The following is a 13,364-nucleotide window of genomic DNA, read 5'->3' as shown; positions in this document are numbered from 1 at the left end:
ACAGAAAATTCAGACTTTGTGACAAAACATCATAGGCGCTGTCGTTCAGCCGGCTAAGACTGAGTGGATCACGGAGAAAGGATGATCCATGAAGACAGGGATGTTGGCGTTGGCGCTGGGGTTGCTGACGTTGCGTTGGTTGCCGGCGCTGCCGCCCGGCGCCGTGCTATTGGCCATGCTGGTGCTGGCCTTGATGCTGTTGCCTTTTCGGTCCTATCCCTTGGCGTTCTTCCTGGTGGGGTTGAGCTGGGCTTGCTTCAGCGCGCAGCGGGCGCTGGATGATCGATTGCAGCCAGCTCTGGACGGACAGACTCGCTGGGTGGAGGGGCGTGTGGTCGGCTTGCCTCAGCAGACGGGTACGGGCGTGCGCTTTGAACTGGCCGACGGCCGGTCGCGCAAGGGTCGGCTGCCCAAACGTATTCGCGTGTCCTGGCACGGCGCGCCAGTGGTGAACAGCGGCGAACGCTGGCGCCTGGCGTTGACGCTCAAGCGGCCTGCGGGCCTGCTCAATTTCCATGGGGTTGACCATGAAGCCTGGCTGCTGGCCCAGCGTATCGGTGCCACTGCAACGGTAAAAGACGGTGAACGTCTCGCACCGGCCCGCAATGCCTGGCGCGATGCTGTTCGCCAGCGCCTGATGGCGGTGGATGCCCAAGGCCGCGAGGCAGGGCTGGCGGCGCTGGTGTTGGGCGATGGTTCCGGTCTGGCGCCTGAGGATTGGCAGGTGTTGCAGGACACGGGCACGGTGCATCTGCTGGTGATTTCCGGGCAGCACATCGGCTTGTTGGCGGGCTTGATCTACGGCTTGGTCGCGGTATTAGCGCGCTATGGTTGCTGGCCCCGAACCTGGCCGTGGCTGCCGTGGGCGTGCGGCCTGGCATTTGGCGCAGCACTGGGTTATGGCCTGCTGGCAGGGTTTGGCGTGCCGGTGCAGCGGGCTTGTGTGATGGTCGGCCTGGTGTTGCTGTGGCGTCTGCGGTTCCGCCATTTGGGGCTATGGTGGCCGTTGTTGCTGGCGCTGAACGGCGTGCTGGTGCTGGAGCCCTTGGCCAGCCTGCAGGTGGGGTTCTGGCTGTCGTTTGCGGCGGTCGCGGTGTTGCTGTTGGCGTTCGGCGGGCGCCTGGGACCGTGGAGCGTCTGGCAGGCGTGGACCCGGCCCCAGTGGTTGATTGCCATTGGCTTGTTTCCGGTGTTGCTGGTGCTGGGTTTGCCCATCAGCCTCAGCGCACCGGTGGCCAATCTGTTTGCCGTGCCGTGGATCAGCCTGGTGGTGCTGCCCTTGGCGCTGCTGGGCACGGCGTTGTTGTGGGTGCCGCTGGCGGGGGTAGGTGTGCTGTGGCTGGCCGGCGGCGCGCTGGACGGATTGTTCAAGGGCCTGGCGCTGCTGGCCGGGCAATTGCCGGCTTGGGTGCCACCCGAGGTGCCGCTGGGGTATTGGCTGGTCAGCCTGATGGGCACGGTGATGTTACTGCTGCCCAAAGGGGTGCCGTTCCGAGTGCTGGGCTGGCCCATGTTGTTGATGGCCGTTTTCCCGCCCAGGGAGTGGGTGCCCCACGGACAGGTCGAGGTGCTGCAACTGGATGTCGGCCAGGGGCAGGCACTGATCCTGCGTACCCGCCACCACACGTTGCTCTACGATGCCGGGCCGCGCTCGGGGCCTGTCGACCTCGGGGCGCGCGTCGTGTTGCCGTCGTTGAAAAAACTCGGGGTAGGGCAGTTGGACATGATGCTGCTCAGCCATGCCGACGCTGATCACGCCGGTGGTGCGGCAGCAGTGGCTCGGGGGCTGCCCGTCAAACGCGTGGTGGGCGGCGAAACCGAGGGCTTGCCAGCCTTTTTCGCCACCCAGCCCTGTACCAGCGGCGAGCGCTGGGAATGGGACGGTGTGTCGTTTGAACTGTGGCAGTGGGCGGGTGGGCTTGAGGGCAATCCGAGGTCGTGCGTGCTGCACGTCCAGGCCAATGGCGAACGCCTGCTGCTCACCGGCGACATTGATCGCGCCGCCGAACAGGCATTTCTGGCATCGCCGCTGGCGGTTCCGACCGACTGGCTGCAGGCCCCGCACCATGGCAGCCGCAGTTCTTCGTCCTGGTCTTTCGTGCAGCGGTTGGCGCCCACCTCGGTGTTGATTTCCCGCGGGCGCAGCAATACGTTCGGCCATCCTCATCCGCAGGTCCTGGAACGCTACCAAGCACTGGGCAGCCGGGTGTATGACAGCGCCGAACAGGGCGCCGTGCGCATACGCCTGGGGGCGTTTGTGCCTGCGACCGTTGCGCGCAGCCAGCGTCGTTTCTGGCGCGAACCGTTACCGTAATCAGGTGTTACCAACGTCTCGAACCGCGACAGACGGACCTGTAGCCGGTGAACCCCTCTGTTGACCCTATATGGTAAAGTGGCGCACTTTTTCGAGGGGACATTCACTGTGTGGGAATTGGTCAAATCCGGCGGCTGGATGATGTTGCCGATCATTCTGAGCTCCATCGTCGCACTCGGCATCGTCGCCGAACGCCTGTGGACCCTGCGCGCCAGTCGCGTCACCCCCGAGCACTTGCTGGGGCAAGTCTGGGGCTGGATCAAGAACAAGCAGCTCGACAAGCAAAAACTCAAGGAACTGCGTGCCAATTCGCCACTGGGTGAAATCCTCGCCGCCGGCCTGGCCAATTCCAAGCATGGTCGCGAGATCATGAAAGAGTGCATTGAAGAAGCGGCCGCCCGGGTTATCCATGAGCTGGAGCGCTATATCAACGCCCTCGGCACTATCGCCGCCATGGCGCCGTTGCTCGGTTTGCTCGGCACGGTCCTGGGCATGATCGATATCTTCAGCGCGTTCACGGGCTCGGGCATGACCACCAATGCGTCGGTACTGGCCGGGGGGATCTCCAAGGCCCTGATCACCACTGCCGCGGGCTTGATGGTGGGTATCCCTTCGGTGTTCTTCCACCGTTTCCTGCAGCGGCGCATTGATGAGCTGGTGGTCGGTATGGAACAGGAAGCCATCAAGCTGGTAGAAGTGGTGCAGGGCGACCGTGATGTGGACCTGGTCGAGGGCAAAGCGTGAAATTTCGCCGCAAGCAACGGGAAAATGTCGATATCAACCTCGCGTCGTTGATCGACGTGGTGTTTATCCTGCTGCTGTTTTTTGTCGTGACCACCACCTTCACCCGCGAAACCCAGCTGCGTGTCGACTTGCCTGAAGCGGTAAGCGGGTCGCCTGCCGAAGACCAGCAGGTCAAGCAACTGGACATCGCCATCAGCGCCGAAGGGGTGTTTTCGGTGAATAACCAGTTGCTGGAGAAAAACGACCTTGCCAGCCTGATGGAGGCCTTGCAGAAGGAATCCGGCGGCGACACCCAGTTGCCGCTGTCCATCAGCGCCGATGGCAAGACCCCGCATCAAGCCGTGATCACCGCCATGGACGCTGCCGGCAAGCTCGGTTTCAGCCATTTGCGCATGACCACCGTCGAGGCGGCGAGCCCGCCCTGATGGCCATGTCCGAGCGCTTACTCAAGGCCTGGTACGAGGGCCACCCGGCACTGACATTGTTGCGGCCACTGGAATCGCTGTATCGCCGCGTGGTGCAACGTAAGCGTGCGCGCTTCGTGGCGGGCGAGGGCGAGATTTATCAAGCGCCGGTGCCAGTGGTCGTGGTGGGCAATATCACTGTAGGCGGCACCGGCAAGACGCCGTTGATCCTGTGGTTGATCGAGCACTGCCGCCGCAGCGGTTTGCGCGTGGGCGTGGTCAGTCGAGGCTACGGTGCCAAGCCGCCGCAGTTGCCGTGGCGGGTCGAGGCCGGCCACAGTGCCGAGGTGGCCGGTGATGAACCCTTGCTGATCGTGCAGCGCAGTGGCGTCCCTTTGATGATCGACCCCGATCGCAGTCGCGCGGTAAAGGCCCTGCTGGCCAGTGAACCTCTGGACCTGATCCTCTCCGATGACGGCCTGCAGCATTACCGCCTGGCCCGCGATCTTGAACTGGTGCTGATCGATGCCGCCCGCGGCCTCGGCAACCGCCGCTGTCTGCCTGCCGGGCCGTTGCGCGAACCGGTGGAGCGCCTGCACAGTGTGGATGCGGTGCTTTATAACGGTGCCGTCTCGGACCGTGAAGAGGGTTTTGCCTTCCGCCTGCAGCCCACAGCGCTGGTCAACCTGCACAGCGGCGAGCGCCAGCCGGTCACCTATTTCCCGCAGGGCCAGCAGGTGCATGCGGTGGCCGGTATCGGTAACCCGCAACGTTTCTTCAATACCCTTGAAACGCTACACTGGCAGCCGCTGCCCCATGCTTTTGCCGACCACGCGCCCTACAGCGCCGAGGTCTTGAGTTTTACTCCGTCATTGCCGCTGGTCATGACCGAAAAGGACGCGGTGAAGTGCCGCGCCTTTACCCAGCCCGACTGGTGGTACCTTGCGGTGGATGCGGTACCGTCGCCGGCGTTCGTCGCCTGGTTCGACACGCAGCTGATGCGTCTGCTGACCAACCGTCTCTTGCCTTAAAACGCTTCTTTCCAGGAAACACTCATGGACACCAAACTGCTCGATATCCTCGCTTGCCCGATCTGCAAAGGCCCGCTCAAGCTCAGCGCCGACAAAACCGAGCTGATCAGCAAAGGTGCCGGCCTGGCTTACCCTATCCGTGATGGCATCCCGGTGATGCTCGAAAGCGAAGCCCGTACCCTGACCACCGATGAGCGCCTGGATAAATGACCACCGCCTTTACCGTTGTCATCCCCTCGCGCTATGCCTCGACGCGCCTGCCGGGCAAACCGTTGCAAATGATCGGCGATAAGCCGATGGTTCAGCTGGTGTGGGAGCAAGCGTGCAAAAGCAGCGCCGAGCGCGTGGTTGTGGCCACCGATGACCCGCGTATTATCGAGGCGTGCAAGGGTTTTGGTGCCGAAGCGGTCCTGACCCGCGAAGACCATAATTCCGGCACTGACCGCCTGGCCGAAGTGGCGACCAAGCTTGGTCTGGCCCCCGACGCTATCGTGGTGAACGTGCAGGGTGACGAGCCGTTGATCCCGCCAAGCATCATTGACCAGGTCGCAGCCAACCTGGCTGCCGACGCCGAAGCGCGCATGGCGACCCTGGCCGAGCCGATCGAAGACCTTGAGACGCTGCTCAACCCGAGCGTGGTGAAGGTCGTCAGCGATATCAACGGCCTGGCCTTGACGTTCAGTCGTTCAGTGCTGCCCTGGGCGCGCGATGCCTTCGCCAAGCGCCCTGATGTGTTGCCGGAAGGTGTGCCGTATCGCCGCCATATCGGCATTTACGCTTACCGCGCCGGTTTCCTGCATGACTTCGTCAGCTGGGGCCCGTGCTGGCTGGAGAATACCGAGTCCCTGGAGCAACTGCGTGCGCTCTGGCACGGCGTGCGTATCCACGTGGGCGATGCCTTGGAAGCACCGCCAGCCGGTGTCGACACTCAGGAAGACCTCGAACGCGTCCGTCGCCTGCTGGGCGCCTGATGGAAGTTCTGTTTGTATGCCTGGGCAATATCTGCCGCTCGCCAACCGCTGAAGGCATCTTGCGCCATAAATTGCGCGAAGCCGGCTTGGCGGGCCAGGTTGAGGTGGCGTCTGCTGGTACCGGCGAATGGCATGTCGGCAACCCGCCGGACCAGCGCAGCCAACGTGCGGCGCTGGCGCGTGGCTATGACTTGTCGAGCCAGCGTGCCCAGCAGGTTTCCCGCGCGGACTTTGCCCGCTATGACCTGATCCTGGCCATGGACAACAGCAACCTGCGCAACCTCAAGGCCATGCAGCCGGGGCAGGGCAAGGCGGAGCTGGATCTATTCCTGCGTCGCTTTGATGGCGAAGTGGACGAGGTGCCAGACCCTTACTATGAAGGTGAGCAAGGTTTCGAACGGGTCCTGGACCTGATCGAACGCGCCTGTGATTTATTGGTGATCGAATTGAAGGGGCGGCTATGACCTTGCAAGTGCTTGCGCAGGTATCGCTCAAGCCATTCAACAGCTTTGGCATCGATGTGAGCGCGCAATTGTTCGCGGAAGCCCACAGTGATGCTGACGTGCGCGAGGCCATCGCCTATGCCTCGGCACACGCGGTGCCGTTGCTGGTGATCGGTGGCGGCAGCAATTTACTGTTGACCCAGGATATTCCGGCGCTGGTGTTGCGTATGGCGACCCAAGGCATTCGCGTGCTGAGCGACGATGGCACGCACGTGGTGGTCGAAGCCGAAGCGGGTGAAGCCTGGCATCCGTTTGTGCTGTGGACGCTTGAACACGGCTTTTGCGGCCTGGAAAACCTCAGCCTGATCCCCGGCACTGTCGGTGCCGCGCCGATGCAGAACATCGGTGCCTATGGCGTAGAGATCAAGGATGTCTTCGCCGGCCTAACCGCGCTGGATCGCCAGACGGGTGAACTGCGGGACTTCAGCCTCGACGAATGCAACTTTGCTTACCGTGACAGCCTGTTCAAGCACGAAGTCGGGCGTTGGCTGATCCTGCGGGTACGCTTTGCCCTCAGCCGCGCCACTCACCTGAAACTCGACTACGGCCCGGTGCAACAGCGCCTGACCGCGCAGGGCGTCACCCACGCCACGCCAAGCGATGTGAGCCGCGCGATCTGCAGCATTCGCCGCGAGAAACTGCCAGACCCGGCAGAGCTGGGCAATGCGGGCAGCTTCTTCAAGAATCCGCTGGTGCCCCAAGCCCTGGCTGTGGAGCTGCAAAGCCAGTATCCAGACATGGTGGCCTATCCTCAGGCCGACGGCCAGATGAAACTCGCCGCCGGCTGGCTGATCGACAAGGCCGGTTGGAAGGGCTTCCGGGAGGGCGATGCGGGCGTGCACAAGCTGCAAGCGCTGGTGCTGGTCAACTACGGCACCGCCACCGGGCAGGAGATTGCCCAGCTGGCGCTACGCATCCAGCAAGATATCTTCACGCGCTTCAAGGTCGAGCTGGAAATGGAACCCAATCAGTACTGAGCTTTATCGGGCCTGAAAATGAAAATGCCCCGTATCTTGCGATACGGGGCATTTTTTATGGCGCTGGCTGATCAGTCATCGCGGCTCATGATGCCGAAGATCTGCAACAGGCTGATGAACAGGTTGTAGATCGACACATACAGGCTGATGGTCGCCATGATGTAGTTACGCTCACCGCCATGGATGATGGCGCTGGTCTGGAACAGGATGCACACCGAGGAAAACAGCACAAAACCCGCGCTGATCGCCAGTTGCAGGCCGCTGATCTGGAAGAACATGCTGGCCACCACGGCCGCCAGCAACACGAAGAAACCTGCGGTGATGAAGCCACCCAGGAAGCTCATGTCCTTACGGCTGATCAGCACGTAGGCCGACAGACCACCAAACACCAGGGCGGTCATGGCAAATGCCGAACTGACCACTTCCGCACCGCCGGCCATGCCCAGGTAACGGTTGAGGATCGGGCCGAGGATAAAGCCCATGAAACCGGTCAAGGCAAACGCCGACACCAGGCCCCAGGCCGAGTCACGCAGCTTGTTGGTCAGGAAGAACAGACCGTAGAAGCCGATCAACACGACAAAGATATTCGGGTAACCGACGCGCATCTGCTGGGCCACGTAAGCCATCACGCCGCTGAATGCGAGGGTAAGGGCGAGCAAGCCGTAGGTGTTGCGCAACACGCGGCTGACTTCAAGCTGCTCAGCCTGCGCGTTGCCATTCACTGCGTAATTCTGTTCGCGCATGGCGACACTCCTTCAGTTTTGAAACGTTCAGTCGCAAAGATCATAACAGACGCCCTGTAACAAGCGATGCAGAGAGTTTGACAGTGTGTTTCATTCGGGTATTATGGCGCCCGCTGACACGGGATGGGCTACTATAATCCTGTGATGCACAAGGGAAATTGGCAGAGTGGTTGAATGCACCGGTCTTGAAAACCGGCGGACGTTAATAGCGTCTCCAGGGTTCGAATCCCTGGTTTCCCGCCAAGATTCACACGAAAGCCCCGCGAATGCGGGGCTTTTGCGTTTCTGGGGTTTGGTTCGGCAGAAAACCTAAAGCCTCATCGTTTCCGCATCATTTCAGGCAGTTTCCGCAACTTGTGGCGTATCTCGGTCAGCGTGTCGGCTTCACGATCTCCCCGACACGTCGGTAAACCGTCTCGGTTATCCGCTTGTCCGTATGCCCCAGGAGGCGGCTGGCGTCGCCTAAATCAAGGATCTCACTGGCAGCTTTTGGCCGTATGTCACGGAACTGAAACTGTCGAATACTCGTCGCAAGAACGCCGTCGCCTGCCTCTCTGGCGATGGCTATTGCTTTGTCGCGAGCGTCGTCAAAGCGTAGGCGGAGCATGTGCTTGGTCACCTGCCTGCCGTCTTCGGTGATTATAAGGTAGGGGTTTCGTACGCCACGCGAGCGCCTTTGCTCTATCAGTCTTGCAACCAGGGCGCCCAAATCGTTGAGTGCACCAGCAGCGGTCAGGCGAATTCGCAACTTCTTAGATGTCTTGCCCTGGGACACCTGCAGGAATTCGCTAACGGCGTCAGCCTCCCGCATCGACAGCGTGTCCGCCGGGCGCTGGGCGGTCAGGTAGGCCAGGTCCATCGCGTCACGTAGCTCTGAAGCCGCGACTGCGTACACGGCCCCCCAGATTTCCTCTGTGGCATAGAAGTCTCGAGGCACCTCTTTGTTCTTGCGTACGCCGGCGGCAGGGTTATTCTCGGTTAGCCCCCACTCCCGCGCTATGTTGTAGATGTGGGAAAGCAGGGATATCTCCCTATTGGCCCGAACTTTGGCAGTCCGGCTGTCCCGGTACTGCGCGATGATCTGTGGCGAAACTGCATCAATAGGAGCGTCGTTGAAAGCCTTGCGAAGCTGTTTAAGGCTCAGCAGGTTGTCGCTCTGCGTCTTGGGCTTCTTGCCTGGGATGATCTCCCGCTCGTAACGGTCAAACACCTGGGTCAACAGGGCGTTCTTTTTCGGTACCGGCTTGCAATCAAGCTTTGCCCATTCAGCCTTGGCGACATCCAAATCACCCCCGAGCGGGATTTCCACCCGCTTCCCGTCTTCATTCCTCCCGTCGTAGTAGTAGCCCACCCATTCTTTACCGCCTTTCAGCGTGCGTACGCGCCGAATCATTCGCGGCGGCAGGTCCCTGTTTGCCGCCTTTTTCGCTCGCATCGTTTTATCCTACCCGTGACAAGTCCAACGACCAGGCTTCGGCCGCAACGTTTTCTGCTGACGGTTTTACGCCTGCCAGCTTCATCCGGGCGTATACCCGGCCCACAACTGGCCTGCGCGCCCGGGTGAGCACGTACTTCCATCCATGCAGGTTGAGCCACGCGATCTGGCGCGAGGGGATCATATAGCCAGTGATTGCCGCAATCTCTTCTTCGGCGAGGGTTTCGCTTTGCATTTCCATTGTGTGCACCTCTATACCTCTGGTTTGTCGAGAGGGCTCGCGGGGCGTGCCGTCTTGATGATGTGGATGGCCAAGCCAAATGTGATCAGCAGCCAGGCGCAGGTGCCCACGAAGGCGTAGAGCAGTGCCTCGGTGGTGCCGGTGTCTAGCAGGTCGAGCCCGAGCCAGCCGAACCAGCCGAGTGTTCCCACCAGGTACAGCAAAGCGCCCAGCAGTATCAGGGTGAGTTTCATAGCGAACATGGGGTGTCCTTGCCGCGCTGGGCGGCATATACGGGAATTGAGTGATAGCTTTCTGCCTATCTTTCAAACAGGTCCGAAGCGGTGTACAAAAGGGTTCAATTAAGTTCGTGATGAGGCATGGACGTGTCACACAACTTCGATGCTCCGATAGCGCACGCTTACCGGGGCCACGTAATGTTTCTCAAGTTTGTCTGGAACCGCCCGAATGACGAGGCCCCTATTGGTGCCAGGATCATTGAGCCGGTGCATATTGATGGTCTGGGGGAAGTTGCAGCAGAGTTGGAAGGCCCTTGGCCTGATTACCCGACTGCGCTGGATGAGGCGATGGTTGCGGCCGAGCGTTGGATCGATAGCCAGCTGCCTTAGGTCGGCTCACCGGCAGGCATGTAGGGGGATTGGGGTTAGGCTTGTTTGGGGCGGAGGTAGCGCTGGCACTGACACTGCAAATCGTCGCAGTGCAGCTCGCCAACCCATTCAGGGAATTGGTCGCCCTCGTAACGCTCAATGAGGGAGTGAACGAGCCCGGTGCGCTTCACGTCTCTAACAAAGCGATGCAGGTCTTTGGTGTTGTCATCGCGATCTGGGCTATCCCAGCGGCTCATTACCAGAAGACCGCAATTTGTCTTTCCGTGGTCCATCCAGCCGAGACTCTTCGGTGTATCGTTCATGGCCTTGGCCCCTTGTAGATGAAGACGTAGGCGAACCAGAGGGGGGGCGATCATGGCTGCTGCTCCTTTTCGAAGTGGAACACCACCGGCGCGCCTGTCTCGGCGATCAGGCCATATGCCTTGGCCAGGCGGTAGATTGGGGTGTAGTTGTTCAGCGACTCGACGTGTCTTGAGATCCAGCTGCGCCAACCTTCCAGCGTCTGACCGCCCTTGCTGATGTTGCAGGGCGCGCAGGCAGGCATCATGTTCTCCAGCACGTCATGCTCGGGTCGCAGTGGCTTGCCCGATACCAGTTTCCAGGTGCCGGCAGCGGTCTGCTTGGACAGCAGCTCACGCACGACAGGCGCCAGGTGGTCGGCGTGCCACCGATCACCCAGCAGAACACCGCAGTAGGCGCAGTGACCGCCGTATTTCAGGCGCACTTGCTCGCGCTCAGCTTTCTTCAGGCGCATAGGTATCCTTGCCGCTATAGCGGCTGACTTTGAAGGGGGAGGGGGGTAGCATCGTTATGAGATATGCTGGTTAAAGTTAGCTATTTTTCTGTTGTTCGAACGTGGTGCGTGTGACGGAGTGGTGAGTGATGAGTAATTTGTTTTGTCGATCACAGAATGATTTTGCACGGAAGTACTTATTTAAAAGCGTGCCCGTGAGTAAGGTTGATGCTGATAACTTTCATGTGGCACATCAAAATTTAAAATCATCTCTTTTTGAAAACTTGATGTTGTTTGATAAAGTGTCTCATAAGGTATACGGGGAGAATGTGCCGCTTACTCTGATGTTGACTTTTATGGAGGTTAAGCAGGTGGAGGAGTTGATTGAGCAAAATGCGTTAGAATTCGTACTTTGGACGCCATTTATTGCTCATTGGGATAGTGGTATATCTGGTTTAAATCCGCTGGTTTCAGGGGTTCAAACAGAACCAGTGTATTCCGATCCTGAAGCATCTTTAGAGGCGGGCTTAAGGTTTTATACTAAGCCAATGAAGCGTCGTGAGCGGCGAACTTTATTAAGAAAGGCACGAGACTGTTATAAGGTACCGAAGCCGGAGCTCAGCCATAGCGCAGTTCAACTTGCTCAATCTGCTTATAGAAGCTCAAAGCTAGACGTGTATGGATTCAACTCTATGGATGTTGACTTGATGGAGTTGAAAAAACCGCAGAGAGAGCTACTAGGAAGATGCGCAGAAGATCTGCTTCAGTTTTCTTTTCTCCTTGAGAGCGGAATGGTGTCGTTTGGAGAAAAGGAGTTTTATAGTTTTTTTGAGAGTTCTGTTGCAAAGTTGGAACAAGCTTATCCAGTTGTTAAGAGTTATTCTGAGTTGGCTAGGATTGAAAATTTACCAAACTTCGCCGAGGCCTTCTCAAAAATTAATGATCCATTTTCAAATCTGATAAAACTTAGAGGCAAAGGGAAGAGCAAGAAGTTTCGAGCGTGGTTGGCGCAGGTGTCCGCCGATGAACGACTTACTGATCAGATAGCTGCTGAGTATTTGAACGCTGTTGCGAATGCAAAGGGCTTTTTTCAGACCTTCAAAGGAAAGATGGTCAAAAATGTGGCAATGACTTCGATTGGTATGGGGGTGGGTACCCTCATCGCCGGCCCACTCGGTACTCTTGTTGGACCTGCCGCAGTAAAAATATTGGAGCCAGTCGCCGACGTTGGGCTTGATTTAATGGATGAGTTTTTGATTTCCGGACTGACTAAAGGTTGGACCCCCAAGATGTTCATCGAGGATTTTCGTAAGCTTGTATGACCCGCTACCCTTAGTGAGGGCAATCTTAATATGCATGCAATATTGCCCTGTACCGCCCTCTATATTTAGTTCAGCGGGGTGGGTGACGTTGCGCTTCATATGGTGCGCTTTTTGGTGTAATCCATGTCCAGCCTGCAAGCGATGCGGCGGGCCTCGAAAAATGATGATGGCGACAGCAGTGCAGTAGTCTAAAGCCCGCTCACTGTTGAAGTCATAGCGCAGGTGTCGTACGAAATCGGACCAAGTTGCTGGATTTAGGTTGGCCCCGGCTGCCAAGCTCGGAAGCTGTTCTTGCCGATGTGTTTCTGTAGGCATGGGGAGTCCTTGCCGGGCCATGCCCGGGCGGTGTGGTGCTACGATGGCCCCTTCCTCTAAATGGGCTGGACCATGACAAAGCACGATATTTACGATGAGATCGAAGGCTTTCAGGTTTGGAACTACATGGAGTGCGACAAGGACGATGAGGGCCGGGAGACCTGGCGAATCAACGTCGAGGTGAAGCGCGGTAGTGAAGTGGTGGTGCCGGTTGTCGCCGGTGACCGAACCTATGTTGACCGTGGCCTGGCGCAGGTTGCTGGGCGTGAGGTCGGGGCCAGGCTTATTGCTGAGAACGGAGTATAGGTAATGTGTGTAGATGGTTAAATCTCGTTTACATATTTTTAAATTAAAGGAGGCAGTAAGTGAAGCTTGGTAAAATTTTTGGCTTAGTGGTGAGTTTTTGGTTTGCCTCCGTTTTCGTTGTGCTGATAGCTTTTGCATTTGCTATATATTTTTATAAGGGCAGCTTTGGCGGCGGGTTCTCTAGCACTTCGGCAGACTGGTCTAATTTTGGTGGATATATTGGTGGGACACTTGGGCCGTTAGTGTCTTTTATTACGCTGTTGGCAGTTTTGAAAACTGTCTATCTTCAGCGCGAACTTCTGGATACTCAGCGCGCCGAGTTTAAATCCATGCAGGCGCTCCAGCGCGAGACTTTTGACTCTCAACAAGAGCAAATTAAGCAAGCCTCGGAAGCAACGAGGCTTGGCCAATACGATCGAGTTGTTGATCACTTGCTAAGCATGGTTGATCGCCACTCCGCCTTATACGAGAGCTTAGTTTCTAGAGCCACACAGGGCGCCCAAACTCTTTTGGAGTGGTCTCTTAAGGGGCAGCCAGTTAAGCAGGAGCAGATGCAGAAGTTATACAAGGAAATTGAAGCGAACAAAGCAACTATTACAAAGCTAGCCGCTCTTTCGATTGATTTGTCAATGAAGCGCTACGAAACCATAGAAGATCTGCGGGAGTTCTACCGCTCAGAAATGTTTAAAATATTAGATGACGCCTAAGGTTGCATCA

The 13,364-nt window shown here is 58.2% G+C and carries 18 protein-coding genes and 1 tRNA gene; 13 read left to right on the top strand and 6 right to left on the bottom strand.

Annotation, left to right across the window (positions count from 1 at the left end; genetic code table 11):
- Window positions 1-88 precede the first annotated feature (88 nt).
- The 8 genes from N2A98_RS15530 to murB all read left to right on the top strand — a co-directional run bounded on the left by N2A98_RS15530 (window position 89) and on the right by murB (window position 6,944).
- The gene (locus N2A98_RS15530) at window positions 89-2,314 is read left to right on the top strand and encodes a DNA internalization-related competence protein ComEC/Rec2 (protein WP_275622292.1); all 2,226 of its coding nucleotides are present in this window, start codon (window positions 89-91) and stop codon (window positions 2,312-2,314) included.
- A 108-nt stretch (window positions 2,315-2,422) separates the two neighbouring features.
- Window positions 2,423-3,058: a MotA/TolQ/ExbB proton channel family protein gene (locus tag N2A98_RS15525; RefSeq protein ID WP_003192043.1), complete on the top strand. Its 636-nt coding sequence runs from the start codon at window positions 2,423-2,425 to the stop codon at window positions 3,056-3,058.
- Complete coding sequence (locus N2A98_RS15520; RefSeq protein ID WP_014718877.1) at window positions 3,055-3,483, top strand: biopolymer transporter ExbD; 429 nt, start codon at window positions 3,055-3,057, stop codon at window positions 3,481-3,483. The genes N2A98_RS15525 and N2A98_RS15520 overlap by 4 nt, the downstream gene beginning before the upstream one ends.
- Window positions 3,483-4,493, top strand: a complete 1,011-nt coding sequence (gene lpxK, locus N2A98_RS15515; protein ID WP_275622291.1) for a tetraacyldisaccharide 4'-kinase — start codon at window positions 3,483-3,485, stop codon at window positions 4,491-4,493. The genes N2A98_RS15520 and lpxK overlap by 1 nt, the downstream gene beginning before the upstream one ends.
- Before the next feature lie 24 nt (window positions 4,494-4,517).
- Window positions 4,518-4,703 (top strand): Trm112 family protein, encoded by a 186-nt coding sequence (locus N2A98_RS15510; RefSeq protein ID WP_003174668.1) that lies wholly within the window; start codon window positions 4,518-4,520, stop codon window positions 4,701-4,703.
- The gene (kdsB, locus tag N2A98_RS15505) at window positions 4,700-5,464 is read left to right on the top strand and encodes a 3-deoxy-manno-octulosonate cytidylyltransferase (RefSeq protein WP_044273961.1); all 765 of its coding nucleotides are present in this window, start codon (window positions 4,700-4,702) and stop codon (window positions 5,462-5,464) included. Before N2A98_RS15510 ends, kdsB begins: the two co-directional genes overlap by 4 nt.
- Window positions 5,464-5,928 carry a low molecular weight protein-tyrosine-phosphatase gene (locus N2A98_RS15500; protein WP_044273962.1) on the top strand — a complete coding sequence of 155 codons (465 nt, stop codon included), beginning with the start codon at window positions 5,464-5,466 and terminating at the stop codon, window positions 5,926-5,928. The genes kdsB and N2A98_RS15500 overlap by 1 nt, the downstream gene beginning before the upstream one ends.
- On the top strand, window positions 5,925-6,944 hold the full coding sequence (gene murB / locus N2A98_RS15495) for a UDP-N-acetylmuramate dehydrogenase (protein ID WP_044273963.1): 1,020 nt from the start codon (window positions 5,925-5,927) through the stop codon (window positions 6,942-6,944). Before N2A98_RS15500 ends, murB begins: the two co-directional genes overlap by 4 nt.
- Before the next feature lie 71 nt (window positions 6,945-7,015).
- On the opposite strand, the gene N2A98_RS15490 is transcribed toward murB, so the two are convergent.
- Window positions 7,016-7,687, bottom strand: coding sequence for a Bax inhibitor-1/YccA family protein (locus tag N2A98_RS15490; RefSeq protein WP_003192030.1), 672 nt, complete (start codon window positions 7,685-7,687; stop codon window positions 7,016-7,018).
- Between the two features lie 152 nt (window positions 7,688-7,839).
- Here N2A98_RS15490 and N2A98_RS15485 point away from each other — a divergent pair.
- A tRNA-Ser gene (locus N2A98_RS15485) sits at window positions 7,840-7,930 on the top strand.
- A gap of 127 nt (window positions 7,931-8,057) precedes the next feature.
- Here N2A98_RS15485 and N2A98_RS15480 read toward each other — a convergent pair.
- The 3 genes from N2A98_RS15480 to N2A98_RS15470 are packed head-to-tail and all read right to left on the bottom strand — an operon-like array spanning window position 8,058 to window position 9,605.
- Window positions 8,058-9,122, bottom strand: a complete 1,065-nt coding sequence (locus tag N2A98_RS15480) for a tyrosine-type recombinase/integrase (protein ID WP_275622290.1) — start codon at window positions 9,120-9,122, stop codon at window positions 8,058-8,060.
- A 4-nt stretch (window positions 9,123-9,126) separates the two neighbouring features.
- Window positions 9,127-9,363 (bottom strand): DUF4224 domain-containing protein, encoded by a 237-nt coding sequence (locus tag N2A98_RS15475; protein WP_275622289.1) that lies wholly within the window; start codon window positions 9,361-9,363, stop codon window positions 9,127-9,129.
- 11 nt (window positions 9,364-9,374) lie between these two features.
- Window positions 9,375-9,605: a hypothetical protein gene (locus N2A98_RS15470; protein WP_275622288.1), complete on the bottom strand. Its 231-nt coding sequence runs from the start codon at window positions 9,603-9,605 to the stop codon at window positions 9,375-9,377.
- Between the two features lie 174 nt (window positions 9,606-9,779).
- Between N2A98_RS15470 and N2A98_RS15465 the strand changes: the two genes are divergently transcribed.
- On the top strand, window positions 9,780-9,971 hold the full coding sequence (locus tag N2A98_RS15465; RefSeq protein WP_275622287.1) for a hypothetical protein: 192 nt from the start codon (window positions 9,780-9,782) through the stop codon (window positions 9,969-9,971).
- A gap of 35 nt (window positions 9,972-10,006) precedes the next feature.
- Here N2A98_RS15465 and N2A98_RS15460 read toward each other — a convergent pair whose 3' ends face one another.
- Window positions 10,007-10,327, bottom strand: coding sequence for a hypothetical protein (locus tag N2A98_RS15460; RefSeq protein WP_275622286.1), 321 nt, complete (start codon window positions 10,325-10,327; stop codon window positions 10,007-10,009).
- Window positions 10,324-10,725, bottom strand: a complete 402-nt coding sequence (locus N2A98_RS15455; RefSeq protein WP_034117614.1) for an HNH endonuclease — start codon at window positions 10,723-10,725, stop codon at window positions 10,324-10,326. The genes N2A98_RS15460 and N2A98_RS15455 overlap by 4 nt, the downstream gene beginning before the upstream one ends.
- A 128-nt stretch (window positions 10,726-10,853) precedes the next feature.
- Here N2A98_RS15455 and N2A98_RS15450 point away from each other — a divergent pair, with 128 nt between their 5' ends.
- From N2A98_RS15450 to N2A98_RS15440, 3 genes are all read left to right on the top strand, one after another.
- Window positions 10,854-12,026: a hypothetical protein gene (locus N2A98_RS15450; protein WP_275622285.1), complete on the top strand. Its 1,173-nt coding sequence runs from the start codon at window positions 10,854-10,856 to the stop codon at window positions 12,024-12,026.
- Window positions 12,027-12,413: 387 nt separating this feature from the next.
- Entirely contained in the window at window positions 12,414-12,647 is a 234-nt protein-coding gene (locus N2A98_RS15445; RefSeq protein ID WP_275622284.1) for a hypothetical protein, read from the top strand.
- 59 nt (window positions 12,648-12,706) lie between these two features.
- Window positions 12,707-13,354, top strand: a complete 648-nt coding sequence (locus N2A98_RS15440) for a hypothetical protein (protein WP_275622283.1) — start codon at window positions 12,707-12,709, stop codon at window positions 13,352-13,354.
- The last annotated feature ends 10 nt before the right edge of the window (window positions 13,355-13,364 follow it).

It is taken from the genome of Pseudomonas sp. FJ2-5-13 (assembly GCF_029201605.1).
GTDB lineage: Bacteria > Pseudomonadota > Gammaproteobacteria > Pseudomonadales > Pseudomonadaceae > Aquipseudomonas > Aquipseudomonas lactis.
This window is presented reverse-complemented; position numbering and strand designations above follow the sequence as displayed.